Source organism: Butyrivibrio sp. VCB2001, from assembly GCF_000423965.1.
Classification (GTDB): Bacteria; Bacillota; Clostridia; order Lachnospirales; family Lachnospiraceae; genus Butyrivibrio.
In genome coordinates this window covers 65,269-85,654 of sequence record NZ_AUIZ01000017.1, presented here as the reverse complement: position 1 = coordinate 85,654, position 20,386 = coordinate 65,269, and the positions used below count along the sequence as shown (strand labels likewise).

The window sequence follows — 20,386 nt, the reverse complement described above, 5'->3', positions numbered from 1 at the left end:
ACCGCTGGTGTATCAGCTGCACCGCCAGGTGCATAAGGCTGGGTAGCCACGTCCGGAAGGGATAAACGCTGAAGGCATCTAAGCGTGAAGCCCCCCTCAAGATGAGATATCCCACCTTTATGGAGTAAGACCCCTTGGAGAGTACGAGGTTAGATAGGCACAAGGTGTAAGCACGGTAACGTGTTCAGCTGATGTGTACTAATAGGTCGAGGGCTTATCCAAAAAAGCAAAGGTTAGAGACGGATCTAAGAGATTTCAGTGTTCGGTTTTGAAGGTACAAAATTTTTTATTATAATCCTCCTTAGCTCAGTCGGTAGAGCATTCGGCTGTTAACCGAAGTGTCGTTGGTTCGAGTCCGACAGGGGGAGCTAGAAGCACCGAAACACGGTCGCTAAGCATTAGGCTCCGTGGTCAAGCGGTCAAGACATCGCCCTTTCACGGCGGTAACACGAGTTCGATTCTCGTCGGAGTCATTTCATCGAAAATACCTTTATCTGGTGACATAGCCAAGCGGTAAGGCACAGGTCTGCAACACCTCGAGCGGCGGTTCAAATCCGCCTGTCACCTCTAAAAACCTATGAACATTCGTTGTTCATAGGTTTTTTTGTGCTATAATTTATTCAATAGTCTTTATTGGAGGTACGGTATGGCAGAAGAAACAATGAAAGATTTTATGGATGAGATCGACAAGTCACTTGCCAAGGGCAAGGACGGTGATGGTTTCATCTGGGACAAGCTTCATGCACTTCTTGATTCCGGAGAGTATGTGGATGTAGAGGTTACTGAAGCTGTTAAGGGAGGCGTAGTAGCTTTCCTTGAGGAGAAGAGGGGATTTATTCCTGCATCCAAGCTTTCTCTTTCATATATAGATGAAGAGAAGCTTCCCGAGTTTGTAGGCAAGACTCTCAAGGTTAAGGTAATCACAGTTGATGAAGAGGATGACAAGCTTGTTTTATCCGCTAAGGATTATCTTAAGGAAGAGGCTGAGAAAAAGAAGGCAGAGGCTATCGCCAAGGTTCAGGTTGGACTTGTAACAGAAGGTGTTGTAGAGAGCATCCAGAACTACGGAGCTTTTGTTAAGCTTGAAAATGGTACATCAGGTCTTTTGCACATTTCTCAGATCAGCAATCAGAGAATTGCACATCCTTCAGCAGTTCTTAAGGTCGGACAGACAGTTAAGGTTAAGGTAACAGCTATCAAAGACGGCAAGCTTAGTCTTAGCATGAAAGCCCTTGAGGAAATCGGTGCAGAAGAAGTTACAGAAGAGAAAATCGAGTTTGAGAGCGAAGGAGAGGCTACAACATCCTTAGCAGATCTTCTTAAGAAGGCAGGTTTTTAATAGCCAAAAGGAGGCGTTGTATGGAGGAAATCAAAAGGTTAAAAGAACTTATTGATGAGTCTGATAAGATAGTATTCTTTGGCGGTGCAGGTGTTTCAACAGAGAGCGGAATTCCCGACTTTAGAAGTAAAGACGGCCTGTATAACCAGCACGATGTAAGATTCGACATGTATCAGCCCGAATACCTGCTTAGCCATTCATGTCTTGTGTATGAGCCCAAGGTATATTATGAGTTCCACAGACAGAAGATGGATACCAGGAATATCGAGCCCAACAATGCCCACAAATATCTGGCAGCTTTGGAGAAGACCGGTAAGCTTAAGGCTATCGTCACTCAGAACATCGATGGACTTCATCAGAAGGCCGGAAGCAAGGTGGTCTATGAGATTCACGGAAGTGCTCTTAGAAACTACTGCATGAGCTGTGGAAAAGAGTATCCGGCTGATTATATTTTTGAATCCACAGAGCCGATTCCAAAGTGCTCCTGTGGAGGCACTATAAGGCCTGATATCACGCTTTACGAAGAGGGACTTCCCGATGATCAGGTTGATGGTGCAATCAGCGCAATTGCCAGCGCAGATATGCTGATAATCGGTGGTACATCACTTACAGTATATCCGGCAGCTTCATTCATTAATTACTTCAGGGGAAAAACCGTTGTAGTAATTAATCAGAGTGAAATACAGATTAGCGGAGCTCAGAACACCCTTATAATCAGGGAAAAGATCGGTAAGGTCTTCACTGAGCTTGCAGCTCTCCAGGGGATTGAATTATAAAAAAGGACTTGCATAGTTCCTGAATTTATGATAACATATCATCCTGTGATAAATTCCTTGTCACTTGACTGATACAAGTGGCCAGAGACCAAAAGGAGGTAACAAATAGCATGAACAAATACGAATTAGCCGTTGTTGTTAGTGCAAAGATCGAAGACGACGCAAGAACTGCTGTCATCGAGAAGGTAAAGAGAACTATCGAGAAGCATGGTGGTCAGATTACCAACATCGATGAGTGGGGCAAGAAGAAGCTCGCTTATGAGATCGAGAAGATGACAGAAGGCTTCTACTATTTCATCCAGTTCGATGGTGAGCCTACTTCTCCAGCTGAGATCGAAGCTCGCATGAGAATCATGGACGGCGTCATCAGATATTTATGCGTTAAGAACGAGGCCTAAATAGAAGAGGACGAATAATGAACAAAGTAATTTTATGTGGACGTTTAACAAGAGATCCTGAAGTAAGATATTCACAGGGCGCTGAGCCTATGGCAATCGCAAGATACACACTTGCTGTTGACCGCAGAAGAGGCAGAAGCAACGACCCTAACGAGCAGTCAGCTGATTTCATCAGCATCGTAGCTTTTGGTAAGGCTGGCGAGTTTGCTGAGAAGTACCTTAAGAAAGGTACCAAGATGCTTATTACAGGACGTATCCAGACAGGTAGTTATACCAACAAGGATGGCGTTAAGGTCTACACAACCGAGGTGGTTGTGGAAGATCAGGAGTTTGCAGAGTCTAAGAACAACGCATCAAACGGCGGAAACTTTGACTACAGTGCAAACAGCGCACCTGCACCTGCAAGTGCACCATCAAATGATCCCACTCCCGCTGCAGCAGGCGATGGCTTCATGAACATTCCGGATGGAATCGAAGAGGAGCTGCCTTTTAACTAAAAGGAGGAATATACAATGGCTTTCACAAAGTCTGATAGATCCGATTCTCCAGTAAGGAGAAAGGGCGGAATGCACAGAAGAAAGAAAGTTTGCGTTTTCTGTGGCAAGGATAATGTAATTGATTACAAGGATACAGCTAAGCTTAAGAAGTTCGTTTCTGAGAGCGGCAAGATTCTTCCAAGAAGAATCACAGGCAACTGCGCTAAGCACCAGAGAGAGCTTACATCAGCTGTAAAGCGTGCTAGACATCTTGCACTTATGCCTTACGTAGCTGAGTAATCAGTAATAAGACAAACAATCAGAGACACTTTTTAGAAGAGATTCTAAGAAGTGTCTTTTTTATGCTCAAAATATAAGGTAAAAGCCTACAAGAAGTCCCATGAATTTTGAGAGAATTTGTCACTTTCGCCAAAATGAGAAAAGTTGTTAAATATATTGTTAATAATTTGACACCCGTATGGTATAGTATGTAATGGCTATTTTACAGAATTTTTATAAATAGAAAGGGAATCACTATGGCAAATCACGAATTTTCACAGTGGGACGGTTTCGTAGGTCGTGTCTGGAAAGACAATGTTGACGTACGTGACTTCATTCAGAACAACTATACTCCATATGACGGAGATGAGTCTTTCCTCGCAGAGCCAACAGAAGCTACCAATAAGCTCTGGGGCAAGCTCCAGGAACTTCAGGCACAGGAACGTGCCAAGGGCGGTGTTCTTGATATGGATACCGACATCGTATCTTCTCTTACTTCACATGGTGCAGGATACATTTCAGAAGAAACAAAGGATTTAGAGCAGATTGTTGGTCTTCAGACTGACAAGCCACTTAAGAGAGCTTTCATGCCTTTCGGTGGTATCACAATGGCAGAGCAGTCATGCAGAATGTATGGCTACGAGCCAAGCGAGAAGCTCCACGAGATCTTTACAAAATATCACAAGACACACAACCAGGGTGTATTCGACATCTACACACCTGAGATGAAGAAGGCTCGTCACAACAAGATCCTCACAGGTCTTCCTGATACATACGGTCGTGGCCGTATCGTAGGCGATTACAGAAGAGTTGCCCTTTACGGTATCGATTACCTTATCGAGAAGAAACAGGCCGATTTTGCAGCTACAGAGCGTCAGGGTATGCGTCGTTATGACTTCCAGCTTCGTGAGGAGATCACAGACCAGATCAATGCTCTTAAGGGCATGAAGGAAATGGCTGCCATCTATGGCATCGACATTTCAAAGCCTGCAGGAACTGCCAAGGAAGCTGTTCAGTGGCTCTACTTTGGATATCTTGCAGCTATCAAGACACAGAACGGTGCTGCTATGTCAGTAGGACGTGTTTCTACATTCCTTGATATCTACTTCTCTCGTGACCTTGCAAAGGGTATCATCACAGAGAAAGAAGCTCAGGAGATCATCGACCACTTCACAATGAAGTGCCGTATGGTTAAGTTTGCTCGTATTGAGTCTTACAACCAGCTCTTCTCAGGCGATCCTGTTTGGGCTACTCTTGAGGTTGGTGGTATCGGTCTTGACGGACGTCACCAGGTTACAAAGACTTGCTACAGATTCCTTCACACACTTGAGAACATGGGACCTTCACCTGAGCCAAACCTTACAGTTATGTATTCAAGCCGTCTTCCTGAGAACTTCAAGAAGTACGCTTCCAAGATCTCAGTTACTACATCTTCAATCCAGTATGAGAACGATGATGTAATGCGTGTTACATGGGGCGATGATTACTCAATCTGCTGCTGCGTATCTGCAACAGAGACAGGTAAGGAGCTTCAGTTCTTCGGTGCTCGTGCAAACCTTGCTAAGTGCCTTCTCTACGCTATCAACGGTGGTGTAGATGAGAAGTCGGGCGACCAGGTTGGACCTGAGTACAAGGCAATCACTTCTGAGTACCTTGACTATGATGAGGTAATGAAGAAGTTTGACCAGATGATGGATTGGCTTGCTCACCTCTATGTTGGAACACTTAACATGATTCACTACATGCACGACAAGTACTACTATGAGGCTTGCCAGATGGCCCTTATTGATACACATGTACGTCGTTCATTTGCTACAGGTATCGCAGGATTCTCACACTGTGTAGACTCACTTTCAGCAATCAAGTATGCTAAAGTAAAGGCTATCCGTGATGAGAACGGTATTGCTAAGGACTTTGAGATTGAGGGTGACTTCCCTCGTTACGGTAATGATGATGACAGAGCTGATGAGATCGCTATCTGGCTCCTTCGCACATTCATGGGCAAGCTTCGTCACATCCATACCTACAGAGATTCAGAGCCTACAACATCAATCCTTACCATCACATCAAACGTTGTTTATGGTAAGGCTACAGGAGCACTTCCTGATGGACGTCCTGCAGGTGAGCCACTTTCACCCGGTGCTAACCCTGCATACGGCGCAGAGGTAAATGGTCTTATTGCATCACTTAACTCTGTTGCTAAGCTTCCTTATGAAGAGGCTCTTGACGGAATTTCTAACACACAGACTATTAACCCCGGTGCTCTTGGACACACAGAGGAAGAGCGTGTTAATAACCTCGTAAACGTACTTGACGGATACTTCGATCAGGGTGCACATCACCTTAACGTCAACGTATTTGGTAAGGAGAAGCTTATCGATGCTATGGAGCATCCTGAGAAGCCTGAGTATGCTAACTTCACTATCCGTGTTTCAGGATACGCTGTTAAGTTCATCGACCTTACAAGGGAGCAGCAGCTCGACGTAATTTCACGTACTTGCCACGAGGCACTTTGATAAGTACCGGATATATTGGAGTTTTTTGAATGAGTGAAATTATTGGTTATATAAATAAGCTGGAGAGTTTTGGCGCCGTGGATGGACCCGGCGTTAGATACCTCATTTTCCTGAGCGGATGCAGGATGAGATGTGCTTTTTGCCACAATCCCGAGACCTGGAAAGAGGGTGAGGGAGAGCAGTATACAGCTGATGAGCTTTTAAAGAAGGCTCTGCGTTTTAAGCCATATTGGAAAAACGGCGGTGGTATTACTGTAAGTGGTGGAGAGCCACTTCTTCAGATAGATTTTCTGCTGGATTTATTTAAGAAAGCAAAAGCAGTCGGCGTAAGTACCTGCATAGATACAGCCGGAGAGCCTTTCACTCATGAAGAACCTTTTTATTCCAAGTGGAAAGAGCTGATGGCGCTTACGGACACAGTTCTTTTAGACATCAAGAATATCGATCCTGAGGCTCACAAGGAGCTTACAGGTGTCGATAACGGAAATATCCTTCAGATGGCAAAAGAGATATCGGATTTGGGCATTCCAATCTGGATACGCCATGTACTGGTTCCCGGAGGTAGTGATAATGATGACTATCTTCGTCGTACCAGAGAGTTTATTGACTCGCTTCCATCTGTAGAGAAAGTGGAGGTACTCCCGTATCACACGTTGGGCGTCCCTAAATATCAGGAGCTGGGAATACCATACCGCCTTGAAGGCGTGGAATCACCAACGCCTGAGCGAATAGAAAATGCAAAAAAAATCCTAGGTGCAATATAGCACCTAGGACTTTTTATTATTTGATTTTATCAGAGCAGCTTTTTCAGCTCATCATGTACGAACTGAACCTTAGGTCCAACGATAACCTGAACTGCTGTCTTGGAAGGTCTTACAACACCGGCAACTCCGGCATTCTTGATGGCCTTCTCATCAACGAGTGTGTAATCCTTGATTTCTGTACGAAGTCTTGTTGCACAGTAGTCAACTTCAACGATATTGTCTTTTCCGCCAAGTCCTGCAAGAACGCGCTCAGCGATTGCTGTGAAGTCGTCGTTTGCAAGCTCGAGCTTCTCTTCTTCCTCATCCTCGTCATCTGTTCGTCCCGGAGTCTTAAGGTCGAACTTTGTGATAACGAAACGGAATACGAAGTAGTAGATAACTGCGAATACAAGGCCGATAGGAATAAGGAGCCAAGGGTTAACAGCCATAGGAGCCTTGAAGCTAAGGATGTAGTCAACAAGTCCTGCTGAGAAGTTAAATCCAAGTCTCAAAGGAAGCAGTGTGCAGATTGCTGCAGAAACACCTGTGAGGAGCGCATGTACAAGGTAAAGGCCCGGAGCCATGAACATGAATGCGAACTCAAGGGGCTCTGTGATTCCTGTGAAGATTGAAGCAAGTGATCCTGCGAGCAGGAGAGATGCTGCTGATTTCTTCTTGGAATCCTTTGCTGTGTGATACATTGCGAGTGCACCGCCTGGAAGACCGAACATCATGATAGGGAAGAATCCTGTCATGTACTGTCCTGTAACGCCCTTAACTGCGCCTTCTGCGCCTGACCAGAACAGGCCCAGGTCATTGATACCTGCTGTATCAAACCAGAATACGGCGTTGAGTGCGTGGTGCAGTCCCAAAGGAATAAGTGCACGGTTAAGCATTGCATAGATACCTGATCCAAGAGCACCGAGGCCGAGGATAGCTTTTCCGAAAGCTACGAGTGCAGCGAAGATTACAGGCCATATGAAGTACAGGATAGCAGCTGTAACGGCTGAAACAATCGCTGTAACAATGGCAACAGATCTTTTACCGCTGAAGAATGCAAGCCAGTCAGGAAGCTTGGTATCCTTGAATCTGTTGTAGCAGCTTGATCCGATGATACCGGCTAAGATACCGATAAATGCGTTCTGGATCTTACCGAATGCTGCAGGAACTTCTGAAGCGTCAACGCCCTTGTACATTGCAACAGCGCCTGTGCTAAGAAGTGTGGTGATCATCAGGAATGAAACAAGACCTGCCAGAGCACTGGTTCCGTCATGGTCTTTAGCCATACCTACTGATACACCGATGGCAAAAAGAATCGGGATCTGATCAATGATCGCCGATGCAGCTTTTATGCAAAATGCTGCCAAAACACTGTTGGCACCCCAACCTGATGGATCGATCCAATATCCGATACCGTAGAGAATACCTGCTGCTGGAAGAACTGCGACAGGAAGCATCAGAGATTTACCGATCTTTTGTAGATACTTCATCATACATTTGTCCTCCTTTATTTATGAATTGCTTTCCGCAATTACATTCATTTGCTCAGTACGATAGCAGCATCGCCCACTGCTACCTTTCCGCTCTTTTTCTCAAAACTTGAAAACTTGGAATGGTTAGAAACGATCATAGGAGTGATGACATCATAGCCGGCGTTTTTTACGCCCTCGAGATCAACCTCAACGATGAGGTCACCCTTTTTTACGGTATCGCCCTGTTTTGCATGGATGGTGTAGTGCTCGCCTCCAAGCTTAACTGTGTCAATGCCGATGTGAACGAGGATCTCTGCTCCGTCAGTAGAATTAATGCAGAATGCATGTCCTGTTGGGAAAAGAGCTATAAGAGCTCCGTCAGCAGGTGCATAGAATTTGCCGTCTGAAGGAATGATGGCAACGCCCTTGCCCACCATTTCCTGTGCAAAGGTATCATCCTTGACCTGAGTTATAGGCACAATTTCTCCGTTAACAGGAGAAGCAAGTGTGATTTTGTTACCCTGGAAAAGTTTGTCGAATAGACCCATATAGAATTCCCCCCATAAAGCAATACTTCTGGTTAATATTTTACCATAAAAAAGAAACTCATGAAGGAAATAAATTTGTTTTTATTGCATAAAATTGGCATATTGCAGGAAACTCAGCATGGTAAGCTGTAATACGGAACCGATAAAAACTAAGGGGCCTCCGATCTCGGGGGCCCTTTAATAAGCTTTTCTTAGTATCTGTTACCTCTCAAGTAATTCAACAAGTTTTCGTCCGGCGCGTGTGTAAGGATGCTCTCTCATGCTCAGGTTAAACTTTGTAGAGCCGATGAGAACCGTAGATGGATGCGTAAACTCCATAAATCCCCACTTGCCGTGATATGCGCCCATTCCAGAGTGACCGGTGCCATTAAATGGCGCGCCCTTGACCATCATGTGAAGGCAGACTTCATTGATACAGCCTCCACCGTATTGCATTCTCTGCATGACTTTCTTCGCCCATGGAATATCTCTTGTGAAGATGTAGAGCGACAGGCCATGCTCGCGTCTTGAAATGGTATCAAGAAGGGCGCCGATCTCATCATCCTTGTACGTTACAATCGGCAGAAGCGGGCAAAAGAGCTCTTTCTGCACGATACTGTCATCTAGATTAACAGGGTAAATTATGGTCGGATCATACTTTAAAGTCGTATCGTTTCCGGATCCGCCATAAACAATCTTGTTTCTGTATTCATCGGCGAGATTTTTGCATTTATCATAAGCTGACCGGTTTATCAGGCGAGGATACTCGGGATTTTCATGAGGTTCATCGCCCAGCTGTTTATTGAAGGCTTTGATAAGCCCTTTTACAAAATCCTCTGAGACTTCGCTTGCCACAGCAACCTGATTTATGTTGATGCAGATCTGGCCGCTGTTTAAGGCTTTGAAGAAAGCAATCTTTCTGGCAGCGTCCTTAAGGTTTGCATCTTTCCTGATGATGCACCAGTTGCCTGTCTCTCCGCCAAGCTCAAGGGCAGTAGAAGTGAGGTTTTTGGCGGCCTGTTCTAGGACATGGACACCGACCTTGGGAGATCCTGTGTAAAAGATCTTGTCGAATTTCTGGGCTAGGCACATGTCAGCCACGTCGTGTCCGCCGTCAATAATGGTCACATATTTATCGGGATATATCTCTGAGATGAGCTTCTTCATAAGCTGAGTGCAGTGCTGTGACTTGGAGCTTGCCTTGATCACAGCAGTGTTTCCGCCGGCGATGGCAGCAATTAAAACCCCAAGGGATAAAATAAAGGGAAAGTTGAAGGGGCTTATGATGAGAGATACGCCGTATGGAACTTTGTAGACCTTGGTGGTTATGCTTGGAAAGCAGTGAAGACCGCTAAAATGCGTCTCAGGCTTTGCCCATCCTCTAAGGCCTTTCATGGTCTCGTTGATCTCGAGGATTACGCTTCCTATGTCGCAGAAGTAAGCTTCCATAGGGGCTCTTCCCAGATCTCTGTACAGTACGTCCTCAAGGACCTGCTGATTTTTGATAATGGCTGCTTTAAGTCTTCGCAGCTGTCTGAGCCTGAATTCGACATTCAGGGTTTTTCCCGAATAAAAGAATTCACGTTGCTTATCAACTATCTCTCTGATCGTATCTTCAGTGTACATAGCATCCTCCATGTGAGTCTTCAACAACGTCTCCGAATTAATTGTAACAAAAAAGGAGAGTATTTAAACTCTCCTTTTAACGGTTTACTATTATTTTCCCGAATACTTGCCAAGTATACAATTCATGATTCTAACATCTAAGGACGGGGAGGGCAACTTAGGGAAAAGAGCCATTCCATAAACCGATCATCTGCCATCACGGCAAAGTCTGCCTGATGAAAGCCTGTAAGAGCGCCGGCTGAGAGCATTTCCTGGTCGCTAAATTCAGTGAGAGATACGTTTTCTGCGCCCATGGCCTTTAAGGTGGAGACAGCAGATCTGCTGACATCAACAGGAATTACATTGTCGTTTGTAGCATGTGCAAACCATATCGGAATGTCTTTTATCTTAGAGAGATTAGTGGAGGAATCCCGTGAGTAGGTGAGTGCAGGGCACATGACAATGGCGCCGGCGATATCCTCAGGATAGGTTTCCAAGAATTCCACGGTTGCAAGTCCGCCGAAGGAATTGCCCATGCAATAGACTGCTGAGGGGTTAACTTTTCCTTCAGCTATAAGGTGGTCTGAAATCTCTTTTACCTCTGCGTACAGACTTAGCCTGTTTGATTCTGCCAAAAAGATATTGTCATCAATGTGCGGTGCTAAAACATAGCAAGAGTGCTTACTCTGACTCTCGGTCGAGGTTAGGGTAGAGACGACCTTGGTGTTTCCGGCATTTTCAGCTTCACCATAGCCGTGGAAGACAATGACCAGAGGCAGGCTTTTGGTGTCTTTGGGAGTGTAGAGATAGTATCTGGAATTGTCTGTTTTAAAAGAGCTGCATCCTGCCAAAACAAGTAATGCTGTGACCAGGATCAGGCTGAACCGAAATTTCTTTTTCATCGCATTCTCCGGATGGTTGACGTATTTATACTTAATTATAATCAATAAAATGTAAAATGGTTAAATACATTATCTTGTATTGTATATTCAATCGTTCTACAATATAATGTATAAGAACCCGTCAACCGTATTTATACTAATGGAGAGAGCTTATGATCACACAGTTTCCGGAAGTAATAACAATCGATGGTTTCGTTTATAAGAAAATGTCACAGAGGGTTAGCGGAGGTGCATATTATGACTCCTATGACAACCCTTCGGAGATAACATCCAAATCTGTCTGCCTTTATCCGAACGGAGAGCTTACCTACAGCTGGCGCGGAATAGAGCAGAAATGGAATAAAAGTTTTCGCGTGATAAGACAAGGAAAGATTTAATGGAAATTGTAAGTATACTCTTAATTGTAGCGTTGGTTACTTCTATTGTTTTGTTTATCAAGGAATACCGCGCCGCTAAAAAAGAGAATAGAAAAATGAATCCCTGGTATGCAGTCGTTTTTGGTGTAGTTGTTGCCTGTACCATAGTTTTCGTAATTGGGAGAACATTCCTGTTCCTGATCACTTGGGCAATAGTGGCAAATATGTAAAAAGACAAGGCTGAATACTATGGAAGACAAGGGATTTCTGAAGGTTTTGATCATAGTAAGCATATTGGCAATCCTGCTCACATTATCACATTGCATATATGCTTACAGAGCCTATGAGAATTCATCAATTATACATTTGATATCACAGGAGATATGGTGATGAAGGGACGGATAATGGCCATTTTATCAGTGGTGCTGGTCACAGTGCTGGTAAATGGCTTTATTTTTATGACTGTAACAAGGCGCGTCGGCAACAATTTCAGCAGCGCTTCCCAGAGAAAGATGATAGATGTATCGAAGTACCTGCCTTTTGAGGAAGAATCTGACCTTGCCAGAGTGGATTCTTCTTTGAAGTTTGAAGAAGGGGACGACCTTCCGGTGCTGGACGGCGCAGCTGCGCTGGTTCCGGTTTACGCTTCGGTAATTGATAATTGCTATCCTGAAGGGAGCGTTACCTATGAGGGCGGAGAGTTTTCCGATGACAATTTCTATGGGGAGAACTTTGCTGATGACAGCGTGATGCAGTATCAGAACACGATACGTGGCTTTGATGCCATGGTCAACGGATCGGTGGATCTGTTCTTTACAGCTCATCCATCGGCGGAGCAGCTTCAGTCGGCTGCCGGAAAAGGTGTCGAGCTGGAGATTGTTACGGTTGGACTTGAGGCATTTGTCTTCTTTGTAAACTCAAAGAACCCGGTAGATGGCCTGACAGCTGACCAGATCCGGGATATCTACACCGGAGAGATCACCAACTGGAACGAAGTCGGAGGCCCGTCGAAGCTTATAAATCCACTTGTCAGGATCAAGGGCTCGGGGTCACAGACCATGATGGAGAAGTTCATGGGAAAAGAAATTGTCCTAACCCACAACCCGATGAACATCCTCGGGGGTTCCATCGGATATTCCTTCAGATACTATTTGTCGGGCATGGTCGCCGATAGCGGTGTTAAGATGCTCGCAGTTGACGGAGTATATCCTGATGCAGACAACATCAGAAACGGTTCGTATCCTTTGACTGCCAGCTTCTACGTCGTCTACCGTAAGGACAATGATAATAAGAATATAAAAGAACTTGTGGAGTGGCTCTTGTCAGATGAAGGCCAAAGGCTTATCGAAGACTGCGGATATGTGGCACTTCCAAAGTAAATTATAGGAGTCAATGGGGACGGTTCTCTTTGACTCCTTTTTGACTCCTTTTTGAGTCAAACTGAAACGTCCCCACTGACTCACTGTACTGAAAATGGGACTCAATCCTTGCTAAGCTGTGTATAACAGAAAAAAGCTTCATTGATTGAGAAGGAGGAGTTACCATGATTCAGCACATATATACAGAGGATACCTTAAACCAGAATATTTCTTTTGGAATCTTTAACCGCAGGATCTTTGATAACAGGAAGAACCTCAGAGATCTTTCCAATCACACAGTGATAATAGTGACCGACGAGATCATAGATGAGACTCTTATCAAGGAGCTGGCAGACGTAATCCTCAAGAAGGGCTGCAAGAATGTGGCATTTTGCGGAACAGCATCTGATGAGTGGCAGAGAGTGTTTGATGAGGCGGATCGTGAGATCAACGGCTTCAACGATATCACAGGCTATGAGGACTTCGCGGTTATGTGGAGATTTGAGGATATCGAATCTCTTGCAGACGAAGTTTATACATGCTGGAATGAGGTGCTGATCCTCTGCAGCAATATGTCCCTTATCAGAGAGTGCCAGAATGTCTTGGAAGAGGCATGATGTTCATAAATTATACATAAAAAGCATTTATAATATTGCTTAATAACGACATCTACAGGAGGAGCAACAATGAGGGAAGCAATTACAAGAAAATGTGATCTAATGATCGAGAACTGGAAACTGATTCATAAAGGCTTTTGGCTTGAGAATAGCAGCATTGCTGCGATTGCAGCTGCTACCTTCGCTGAGAAGGATAGGGACGTCGATATTGAGATGCTTAAAGAGTGTCATAAGATCCTCAAGAAGAAAGAGGGAATATTCTCAGAGTTCAGAGGAAGCAGCGAGCTCATAGTAACTGCTAAGATGGCTCTCAGTGCAGATCCCGAGGGCTATCTTGAGGATGTTACAGGAGTATATAAGAAGTTCCAGAAGGGTAAGTTCTGGGAATCCCATTACAGAGCACTTGCTGCCATGACTATTTGTGATGTGGGTAGGGCTTCTGAGGCAGATGCTATTATAGAGAAGACGAATGAGATCTTAAAGGGTATGAATAAGGCTCATCCATTCCTTACATCGGATGAGGATACCTCTTTTGCCGTTCTTCTCGCCATAAGTGGCAAGAAGACAGAAGACATCCTGGAAGAGCTTGAGGAGACCTATCAGAGCCTTAAGAAGAAGTTTTCTCTTCATGACAATGCAGTATATTCACTGAGCCAGGTTCTTACTTCATACGAAGGTGGTGCACAGGATAAAGCAGATAAGGCCATAGATATTTATGATGCTTTTGCTGCAGCAGGAGCTAAGTATGGCAAGGGTTATGAGCTGGCTTCACTTGGAACACTTATAGGCATTAACGCAGGCCCTGACGACATTGCAGCAGAGGTTGCAGAGACAGCCGATTACTTAAAGGGCAATAAGGGCTTTGGTGCGTTTGACATGGGCAAGGCTACAAGGCTTATGTTTGGAACCATGATGGTTGCAGGGGACAATTCCGACGAGAACTACAAGGTCGGAGCGTCTGTTATAAGCGGAGCCGTAGCAAGAGTAGTTGCAGAGCAGACAGCAATGCTAGTAGCTATCATGGCTGCAAGTACTTCTTCCGCAACAACTTCTTCATCACATTGATAAAAGGCAGGACAGTTATGAGAGCATATTTTGCCGGTGGATGCTTTTGGTGCGTCACACCGATCTATAAGATGTACGGAGTAGACAAGGTGGTCTGCGGATATTCCGGAGGGGATGAGGTTAATCCCAAATATGAAGATGTGAAGGCCCAGAAGACAGGGCATCGAGAGACTATAATGCTTGAATATGATCCCGACAAGGTGACATATGACAAGCTTCTGGATATCTTTTTGGCAAACGTTGACCCATATGATGGAGAGGGACAGTTTATCGATAAGGGATTTTCCTATACCCTGGCAATCTACTACACCACAGAGGAGGAGAAGCTCAGGGCACAGACTCGCATCAGGAAGCTGGAAGAGGAGTCGGGAAAGCGCGCCCGAATTGCAATTGAGAAGTTCAAGAGCTTTTACGAAGCTGAGGAGTATCATCAGGACTACTACCTGAAGAACCCTGAGGCTTTTGAGAAAGAGCTGATAGAGTCCGGTAGGAAAAAGTTATAAAGCAGAAGATCAGGAGGTTCTTATGGCAAAGGTATTACTTTTAAACGGCAGTCCTCATGCAAACGGCTGTACAGCCAGAGCGCTTGAGGAGATGGTAAATGTCTTTTCACAAGAGGGAGTTGAAACTGAGGTTATCCAGGTTGGCAATCAGGATATCCGCGGATGCGTATCCTGCGGCTTTTGTGAAAAGAATGGAAAGTGCGTATTTAATGACCTTGTAAACGAGGTGGCAGAGAAGTTCAAGGATGCTGACGGCCTTGTTGTCGGAAGCCCTGTTTACTACGCTTCTCCCAACGGAACTATCCTTTCGTTTATGGACAGACTCTTTTACAGCACATCGTTCTCCAAGCACCTTAAGGTGGGAGCTGCAGTAGTCAGCTGCAGAAGAGGCGGCAATACAGCAACCTTTGATGTGCTGAACAAATATTTCACCATCAGTGGCATGCCTGTTGCGTCCAGTACATACTGGAATCAGGTGCACGGCTTCTCAAGAGAAGATGTAGAGAAGGATCTTGAAGGCCTTCAGACCATGAGAAATCTGGCCAGGAACATGTCCTTTATGATCAAGGCATTTGCTGATGCAAAAGAGAAGTATGGCGAGCCTTTGGTGGAGAAAGACTCCTTTACAAGCTTCCCTGACGGCAAGTAATAACAGAGGCAAGGCATGGGAAATGAAAACGGAACCTGGATAATGTACGGCGTTGACTGGAATGATCCGGAATGCCTGCACACTGTCCGGGATGCGATCAACTACATAAATGAGACAGGTTTTTTGCCCCTGTTTAAAAATGATATTCCGGGATTCTCGCTGGAGGAGCGCACTGTGCCGGACTACTGGTGGTGTGGAGATCCGGAGGTTGATCCCTGGGAGTGGAGAGAGCTTATTGCGCGAAGTACAGAGGTTGCCTACGGCAAGTTCTTTGATAAGAAAGCAGGCTTTATCTCCAAAGAATGGCTTCCGTATTTTGCAAATCACAGGCGCGATGGTTATGACTTTGATGCCCTTTGGGATGATGAGAAGGCCTCAAGGCGCCAGAAGAAGATCATGGATGTACTTGAGACTGAGCAGGAGATATATTCCAACGAACTTAAGGCTCGTGCAGGTTTTGGCAAGGGCGGAGAGAAGGGTTTTGACGGAACGATAACCGACCTTCAGATGAAGACCTATCTCTGCGTTCGGGATTTCAGACAGAGAAGGAACAAGAAGGGCGAGCTCTACGGATGGCCAATAGCAGTCTACACCAAGCCTGAGACTTTATGGGGATATGATCATGTGACATCGGCTTATAAAGAGTCATCAGCCGACTCCGGAGCACGCATTACAGAACACATGAAAGACATTTATCCAATCGCCACTTCCGAGCAGATGAAAAAGGTCCTAGGCGTTAGTTAAAAAGACAAAGCAAAGAGCTGTCATTCCAGAACGGGACGACAGCTCTTTTTTAAGAATTTGGGATTTATGACTGTATGTTAAGACATCTTTGAAACATGCTCGAACTTCGCTACCATGTCATCATCAGGAGCAGGTGTAAGAAGACTTACAACCACGATCACGATGATTGCAACAAGGAAAGCAGGAGCAAGTTCATAGAGGTTCCAAACACCACCGAGAGGTCTTACCAGATACTTCCAGACAAATACCATGACGCCACCTGAAATCATTCCGGCAATCGCTCCGAACTTGTTAGCTCTTTTCCAATAGAGAGACAGGATCATAGCCGGGCCGAATACTGCGCCGAAGCCTGCCCAGGCAAAGGATACGATACCAAATACTGAGCTGTTGGGATTCCATGCGATAACAACACCAAATACGGCAACAGCGATAAGAGTAATTCTTGCAGTCAGCATAGCTGCGCGCTCGGAGAGCTTAATACCAAGGGTATCCTGAACGATGTTCTCAGATACTGCAGAAGATGCAGCGATGAGCTGTGAGTCTGCAGTCGACATGGTTGATGCAAGGATACCTGCGATGATGATACCTGCTATAAGAGCAAAGAGGAAGTTGTACTGGCTGATCTGATTTGCAAGAACAACGATAAGAGTCTCTGCCTTGGATGAGCTTGTTGGATCTTCGATGAGAGATTCAAGAGCGCCGGTCTGAGTCATTGCTCTTCCGATAACGCCGAGGATAACGGCAACACCAAGTGAGAATACAACCCATACGGATGCAATTCTTCTTGAGAGCTTAAGCTCTGATGACTTTCTGACAGCCATGAATCTCAGCAGGATATGAGGCATTCCGAAATATCCAAGTCCCCAACAGAACATTGTTACTTTGTTAAAGAAGCCGTAGGAGTCAGCTGCACCTGTGGCATTGTTGTAGGTTGCACTTACATTGAGGAATCCGGGAAGGTTCTTAACATTTTCCGAAACTGCTGAAACGCCGCCGGCTGCGTTGATACCGAAGCATACAACAAAGGCAAGGGCAGCAGTCATAACTATTGACTGGATAAAGTCTGTCTTGGAAGCAGCAAGGAATCCGCCGGTTGTTGTGTAGCCCACGATGATGACTGCGGAAACGATCATTGCCAGCTGATAGTTAACACCGAACAGCGATGAAAAGAGCTTACCGCAGGCTGAGAATCCTGATGCTGTGTAAGGTACGAAGAATATAAGGATAAATGCAGCGCCGATGCAAAGGATGACATTGCTCTTGTCATTGAAGCGCTTTTTAAAGTAATCAGGGATGGTTATGGCATCCAGAGACTCTGTGTAGTTACGAAGTCTCTTGGCTGTAAAGAGCCAGTTGAGATAGGTTCCGACGATAAGACCGAAAGCTGTCCAGCCTGCGTCGGCAATACCTGAAAAGTAAGCAAGTCCGGGAACGCCCATAAGAAGGTAAGAGCTCATGTCGGAAGCCTCTGCACTCATGGCAGTGACGAAGGGACCGAGCTTTCTTCCGCCCAGATAAAAGTCTTTGACGTCGTTGGTATCCTTGGAACTTACAAAGCCCACAAGAAGCATTCCACAGAGATACACAAGAATTGAGATGATAATTCCAATTTGTGATGATGTCATGTTGTTTCCCCTTTCTTTTTTCATACATGTTTCACTTCACCATGTTAACACATTAAAGAGGTAAATAAAACCACAAATTGTATAATATCTTCATTTATTAAAAAAGATTTCTTCAGTATAATGGGTTGTGGCTGAAAATTGAAAATAAAAAAGGAATAATTACAGTGAACGATAAGATAAAGAGAAAACAATTCATACTATGCTTTGCAGTATTTCTGACAAACGGAATGCTGGCACTCTCCATTGGCTCTCTTCTGCCTTTTTTGAGGGATGCGCATGGACTTGACTATGCATTTTGCGGACTGATAGTAAGCCTTCACTCCGTGGGAAATCTCTTTTCAAGCTTCTTCTCCGGAGCGCTTCCAATGCTTATAGGAAGGAAAAAGAGTATTCTCCTCTTCGAGATCTTTTTCCCATTGTCATTTCTCATAATGCTCTTTGGAGGAAACAAATTTCTTCTGGCATTTGCTTTCTTCGCAACTGGAGTTGCAAGAGGAGCATCCAGTAACTACTGCAACACCAAGATAAACTCAATAGCAACAGGAATGGCCTGGGCTCTTAACTGCCTCCATGCCTGCTTTGCTGTCGGAGCCTTCGCATTTCCGCTGATCCTTATGATGATCACAAGGACTCAGAGCACTAACTGGGTCTATGCATGCATCTTCCTGGTGGTTTTGGGAGTTCTGACCTGCGTTATGTACTACATGATCCCTGAGGATCAGGACGAGGTAAAAGAGCTTGATCAAAAGAGAGACAAGTCCACAAGCAATACTTTTGGATTTTTCAGAGAGCCCATATTTTACATTGTCACAGCCACACTGTTTTTCTACCTCTGCGCAGAGCAGGGAGTAATAGGCTGGATGATCACCTACTTTAAGGATACAGGTCTTTTGCCACCAAACCTTGCACAGAGCACAGCCAGCATCCTCTGGGTAATGATACTGTGCGGAAGACTGACGACAGCCTTCCTCTCCACCAAGGTCAAAAAAGAAAATCTTCTGCCGGCCATGGGCATCGGAATTGTGCTGTTCTTCATCGTGCTTATCATGTCCAGGTCAACGACTCCGATCGTTATCGGCATCATGGGCTTTGGCTTTTCTATGGCAGGAATTTACGCAACCACAGTGTCTTTTGCCGGAGAACTCATCAAGAAATACAGCCTTGCCTGGAGCTTTATTTTGACAACAGCCAGTTTCGGGTCTATAATCATGCCTTCTATAGTTGGTTTCATCGCCGATGATTTTGGCATCGCAACAGGAGTAGGAAGCATTGCGATAGCTCTTTTCATCGACATGATCTTCATCATGATATTAGTAAGAAAAGTAAAGAAGGGTATCAACATAAAATGAACATTATCATTGCGAACATAATAGATTTCGTGGCTGCCATAGTCCAGGTAGGATCCGGCGCCATCAAGAAAAAGAGCAGGATTCTTATTGTGCAGACCATCCAGCTCCTTATGCAGGCTGTGAGCATGCTCCTTCTCGGGGGAGTGACAGGCGCTGTCAGCAACGTCCTTTCCTGCTTCAGGAATTTCCTCTGCTACAAGGACAAGCTGAATCTTGCGTGGAAGATAATTCTTATAGTTGCATCCATAGGATTTACCATCGCCCTCAATGACCAGGGATTTCTTGGAATTATTCCGGCAGCAGTCTGCACCGTCTATATTATATTTATGGATATCAAGGACCCTGTTAAGTTTAAGCTCCTTGTGACACTTTCATTTGTGCCCTGGGCGATCTATCACTTTGTCCTGAAGTCCTATACCGGTGCTGCTTTCGATGCTCTTACAGTTGTAACCAGCACAGTCACACTCATCAAAATGATCATGGACTCCAGGAAAGAAAAAGCAAAAAAGGCTGAAGATATACAATAAGAAAGGAAGGACTTTCGTCCTTCCCTTATTTTTGTGTATGTATGAAAAAGAAATGTTAATCGTCAATGTCAAAATCTACGATCTGTCCTGTTGAAACTTCGATATCGTAATTGTATTCAATAAATCCCTTGTGGAATTCTACTTCCCAAACTTCCATTCCATCATCATAATCTTTCTTAACTATAGGAAACTGCACTTCGCTCTGCTTGTATCCTGCATGTGTGAGTGCTATCTGAAGAGCCAGATCCTTTGTAACAGGGCCTGTGAAAGTCTGTGTTGTTGTAGGAGTTGTAGTTGTGGTATATACCGGAGCGTATTTCTTTCCGTCTCTTCCTTGTCCACTGTGACATGGACTTGCTGCAAATGCTGTCATGGGTAATGCCGTAACTGCTATAGCTACTGTTGCCATAAGTGTTGCTGCTCTTGTGATCATAGTCTTCTTCATAATTTTATTCTCCTTTATGTGCAATTTTTATTTGCTTCTCTGAAGCGTTGTTGTCTTTTGATAGGTTAAGAATAACAAAACTAAAATCACAAAACTGTCACACTACCTTAAAAGT

General features: G+C 44.8%; 23 protein-coding genes, 3 tRNA genes and 1 rRNA gene. 21 read left to right on the top strand and 6 right to left on the bottom strand.

Features of this window, described 5'->3' with window-relative positions; translation table 11 throughout:
* From G589_RS0114250 to pflA, 11 genes are all read left to right on the top strand, one after another.
* Nucleotides 1-222: ribosomal RNA gene (locus G589_RS0114250) — 23S ribosomal RNA — on the top strand; the annotation flags it as partial.
* A gap of 73 nt (nt 223-295) precedes the next feature.
* Nucleotides 296-368, top strand: a tRNA-Asn gene (locus tag G589_RS0114245).
* A gap of 33 nt (nt 369-401) precedes the next feature.
* Nucleotides 402-473: transfer RNA gene (locus G589_RS0114240), tRNA-Glu, on the top strand.
* Nucleotides 474-496: 23 nt separating this feature from the next.
* Nucleotides 497-567 (top strand) — tRNA-Cys (locus G589_RS0114235).
* 79 nt (nt 568-646) lie between these two features.
* Nucleotides 647-1,339, top strand: a complete 693-nt coding sequence (locus G589_RS0114230; protein ID WP_026522596.1) for a S1 RNA-binding domain-containing protein — start codon at nt 647-649, stop codon at nt 1,337-1,339.
* Nucleotides 1,340-1,359: 20 nt separating this feature from the next.
* Nucleotides 1,360-2,115 carry an NAD-dependent protein deacylase gene (locus G589_RS0114225; RefSeq protein WP_022770906.1) on the top strand — a complete coding sequence of 252 codons (756 nt, stop codon included), beginning with the start codon at nt 1,360-1,362 and terminating at the stop codon, nt 2,113-2,115.
* A 110-nt stretch (nt 2,116-2,225) separates the two neighbouring features.
* On the top strand, nt 2,226-2,513 hold the full coding sequence (gene rpsF / locus G589_RS0114220; protein ID WP_022766231.1) for a 30S ribosomal protein S6: 288 nt from the start codon (nt 2,226-2,228) through the stop codon (nt 2,511-2,513).
* A 17-nt stretch (nt 2,514-2,530) separates the two neighbouring features.
* Nucleotides 2,531-3,010, top strand: coding sequence for a single-stranded DNA-binding protein (locus G589_RS0114215; protein WP_022770905.1), 480 nt, complete (start codon nt 2,531-2,533; stop codon nt 3,008-3,010).
* Between the two features lie 15 nt (nt 3,011-3,025).
* Nucleotides 3,026-3,289: a 30S ribosomal protein S18 gene (gene rpsR / locus G589_RS0114210; protein WP_022766233.1), complete on the top strand. Its 264-nt coding sequence runs from the start codon at nt 3,026-3,028 to the stop codon at nt 3,287-3,289.
* Nucleotides 3,290-3,525: 236 nt separating this feature from the next.
* Nucleotides 3,526-5,784, top strand: coding sequence for a formate C-acetyltransferase (gene pflB, locus G589_RS0114205; RefSeq protein ID WP_026522594.1), 2,259 nt, complete (start codon nt 3,526-3,528; stop codon nt 5,782-5,784).
* A gap of 29 nt (nt 5,785-5,813) precedes the next feature.
* Complete coding sequence (pflA, locus tag G589_RS0114200; RefSeq protein WP_026522593.1) at nt 5,814-6,548, top strand: pyruvate formate-lyase-activating protein; 735 nt, start codon at nt 5,814-5,816, stop codon at nt 6,546-6,548.
* Nucleotides 6,549-6,577: 29 nt separating this feature from the next.
* Here the strand turns inward: pflA and nagE are convergent, their stop codons facing one another.
* The 4 genes from nagE to G589_RS0114180 all read right to left on the bottom strand — a co-directional run bounded on the left by nagE (nt 6,578) and on the right by G589_RS0114180 (nt 11,033).
* Entirely contained in the window at nt 6,578-8,020 is a 1,443-nt protein-coding gene (nagE, locus tag G589_RS0114195; RefSeq protein ID WP_026522592.1) for an N-acetylglucosamine-specific PTS transporter subunit IIBC, read from the bottom strand.
* A gap of 44 nt (nt 8,021-8,064) precedes the next feature.
* Nucleotides 8,065-8,547, bottom strand: a complete 483-nt coding sequence (locus G589_RS0114190; RefSeq protein ID WP_026522591.1) for a PTS sugar transporter subunit IIA — start codon at nt 8,545-8,547, stop codon at nt 8,065-8,067.
* A 201-nt stretch (nt 8,548-8,748) separates the two neighbouring features.
* Complete coding sequence (locus G589_RS0114185) at nt 8,749-10,152, bottom strand: aldehyde dehydrogenase family protein (protein WP_026522590.1); 1,404 nt, start codon at nt 10,150-10,152, stop codon at nt 8,749-8,751.
* 137 nt (nt 10,153-10,289) lie between these two features.
* A complete protein-coding gene (locus G589_RS0114180) occupies nt 10,290-11,033 on the bottom strand; it encodes an alpha/beta hydrolase (RefSeq protein WP_026522589.1) in 744 nt (247 codons plus the stop codon).
* Between the two features lie 152 nt (nt 11,034-11,185).
* On the opposite strand from G589_RS0114180, the gene G589_RS0114175 reads away from it, so the two are divergent.
* The 8 genes from G589_RS0114175 (at nt 11,186) to G589_RS0114140 (ending at nt 16,325) form a co-directional block, all read left to right on the top strand.
* Nucleotides 11,186-11,410, top strand: a complete 225-nt coding sequence (locus tag G589_RS0114175; protein ID WP_022770897.1) for a hypothetical protein — start codon at nt 11,186-11,188, stop codon at nt 11,408-11,410.
* Nucleotides 11,410-11,619, top strand: a complete 210-nt coding sequence (locus G589_RS0114170) for a hypothetical protein (protein ID WP_026522588.1) — start codon at nt 11,410-11,412, stop codon at nt 11,617-11,619. The genes G589_RS0114175 and G589_RS0114170 overlap by 1 nt, the downstream gene beginning before the upstream one ends.
* 159 nt (nt 11,620-11,778) lie before the next feature.
* Complete coding sequence (locus tag G589_RS0114165) at nt 11,779-12,768, top strand: PstS family phosphate ABC transporter substrate-binding protein (RefSeq protein WP_051192403.1); 990 nt, start codon at nt 11,779-11,781, stop codon at nt 12,766-12,768.
* 164 nt (nt 12,769-12,932) lie between these two features.
* Complete coding sequence (locus tag G589_RS0114160) at nt 12,933-13,364, top strand: DUF7684 family protein (protein ID WP_026522586.1); 432 nt, start codon at nt 12,933-12,935, stop codon at nt 13,362-13,364.
* A 69-nt stretch (nt 13,365-13,433) separates the two neighbouring features.
* Nucleotides 13,434-14,429, top strand: a complete 996-nt coding sequence (locus G589_RS0114155) for a DUF4003 family protein (protein ID WP_026522585.1) — start codon at nt 13,434-13,436, stop codon at nt 14,427-14,429.
* Nucleotides 14,430-14,446: 17 nt separating this feature from the next.
* Nucleotides 14,447-14,932, top strand: coding sequence for a peptide-methionine (S)-S-oxide reductase MsrA (gene msrA / locus G589_RS0114150; protein ID WP_026522584.1), 486 nt, complete (start codon nt 14,447-14,449; stop codon nt 14,930-14,932).
* A 22-nt stretch (nt 14,933-14,954) separates the two neighbouring features.
* Nucleotides 14,955-15,581, top strand: coding sequence for a flavodoxin family protein (locus tag G589_RS0114145; RefSeq protein WP_026522583.1), 627 nt, complete (start codon nt 14,955-14,957; stop codon nt 15,579-15,581).
* A gap of 15 nt (nt 15,582-15,596) precedes the next feature.
* A complete protein-coding gene (locus G589_RS0114140) occupies nt 15,597-16,325 on the top strand; it encodes an AlkZ-related protein (protein WP_026522582.1) in 729 nt (242 codons plus the stop codon).
* A 77-nt stretch (nt 16,326-16,402) separates the two neighbouring features.
* Here the strand turns inward: G589_RS0114140 and G589_RS0114135 are convergent, their stop codons facing one another.
* Complete coding sequence (locus G589_RS0114135; protein ID WP_026522581.1) at nt 16,403-17,950, bottom strand: sodium/proline symporter; 1,548 nt, start codon at nt 17,948-17,950, stop codon at nt 16,403-16,405.
* A gap of 164 nt (nt 17,951-18,114) precedes the next feature.
* On the opposite strand from G589_RS0114135, the gene G589_RS0114130 reads away from it, so the two are divergent.
* Entirely contained in the window at nt 18,115-19,299 is a 1,185-nt protein-coding gene (locus G589_RS0114130; protein WP_242826457.1) for an MFS transporter, read from the top strand.
* A complete protein-coding gene (locus G589_RS0114125) occupies nt 19,296-19,826 on the top strand; it encodes a YgjV family protein (RefSeq protein ID WP_022770739.1) in 531 nt (176 codons plus the stop codon). Before G589_RS0114130 ends, G589_RS0114125 begins: the two co-directional genes overlap by 4 nt.
* Nucleotides 19,827-19,881: 55 nt before the next feature.
* Here G589_RS0114125 and G589_RS21325 read toward each other — a convergent pair whose 3' ends face one another.
* Entirely contained in the window at nt 19,882-20,271 is a 390-nt protein-coding gene (locus G589_RS21325; RefSeq protein ID WP_026522579.1) for a PepSY domain-containing protein, read from the bottom strand.
* Between the last annotated feature and the right edge of the window lie 115 nt (nt 20,272-20,386).

Coding starts and splice junctions, on each gene's coding strand:
- G589_RS0114230 (WP_026522596.1), top strand. CDS start 647: ATGGCAGAAGAAACAATGAAAGATTTTATGGATGAGATCGACAAGTCA.
- G589_RS0114225 (WP_022770906.1), top strand. CDS start 1,360: ATGGAGGAAATCAAAAGGTTAAAAGAACTTATTGATGAGTCTGATAAG.
- rpsF (WP_022766231.1), top strand. CDS start 2,226: ATGAACAAATACGAATTAGCCGTTGTTGTTAGTGCAAAGATCGAAGAC.
- G589_RS0114215 (WP_022770905.1), top strand. CDS start 2,531: ATGAACAAAGTAATTTTATGTGGACGTTTAACAAGAGATCCTGAAGTA.
- rpsR (WP_022766233.1), top strand. CDS start 3,026: ATGGCTTTCACAAAGTCTGATAGATCCGATTCTCCAGTAAGGAGAAAG.
- pflB (WP_026522594.1), top strand. CDS start 3,526: ATGGCAAATCACGAATTTTCACAGTGGGACGGTTTCGTAGGTCGTGTC.
- pflA (WP_026522593.1), top strand. CDS start 5,814: ATGAGTGAAATTATTGGTTATATAAATAAGCTGGAGAGTTTTGGCGCC.
- nagE (WP_026522592.1), bottom strand. CDS start 8,020: ATGATGAAGTATCTACAAAAGATCGGTAAATCTCTGATGCTTCCTGTC.
- G589_RS0114190 (WP_026522591.1), bottom strand. CDS start 8,547: ATGGGTCTATTCGACAAACTTTTCCAGGGTAACAAAATCACACTTGCT.
- G589_RS0114185 (WP_026522590.1), bottom strand. CDS start 10,152: ATGTACACTGAAGATACGATCAGAGAGATAGTTGATAAGCAACGTGAA.
- G589_RS0114180 (WP_026522589.1), bottom strand. CDS start 11,033: ATGAAAAAGAAATTTCGGTTCAGCCTGATCCTGGTCACAGCATTACTT.
- G589_RS0114175 (WP_022770897.1), top strand. CDS start 11,186: ATGATCACACAGTTTCCGGAAGTAATAACAATCGATGGTTTCGTTTAT.
- G589_RS0114170 (WP_026522588.1), top strand. CDS start 11,410: ATGGAAATTGTAAGTATACTCTTAATTGTAGCGTTGGTTACTTCTATT.
- G589_RS0114165 (WP_051192403.1), top strand. CDS start 11,779: ATGAAGGGACGGATAATGGCCATTTTATCAGTGGTGCTGGTCACAGTG.
- G589_RS0114160 (WP_026522586.1), top strand. CDS start 12,933: ATGATTCAGCACATATATACAGAGGATACCTTAAACCAGAATATTTCT.
- G589_RS0114155 (WP_026522585.1), top strand. CDS start 13,434: ATGAGGGAAGCAATTACAAGAAAATGTGATCTAATGATCGAGAACTGG.
- msrA (WP_026522584.1), top strand. CDS start 14,447: ATGAGAGCATATTTTGCCGGTGGATGCTTTTGGTGCGTCACACCGATC.
- G589_RS0114145 (WP_026522583.1), top strand. CDS start 14,955: ATGGCAAAGGTATTACTTTTAAACGGCAGTCCTCATGCAAACGGCTGT.
- G589_RS0114140 (WP_026522582.1), top strand. CDS start 15,597: ATGGGAAATGAAAACGGAACCTGGATAATGTACGGCGTTGACTGGAAT.
- G589_RS0114135 (WP_026522581.1), bottom strand. CDS start 17,950: ATGACATCATCACAAATTGGAATTATCATCTCAATTCTTGTGTATCTC.
- G589_RS0114125 (WP_022770739.1), top strand. CDS start 19,296: ATGAACATTATCATTGCGAACATAATAGATTTCGTGGCTGCCATAGTC.
- G589_RS21325 (WP_026522579.1), bottom strand. CDS start 20,271: ATGAAGAAGACTATGATCACAAGAGCAGCAACACTTATGGCAACAGTA.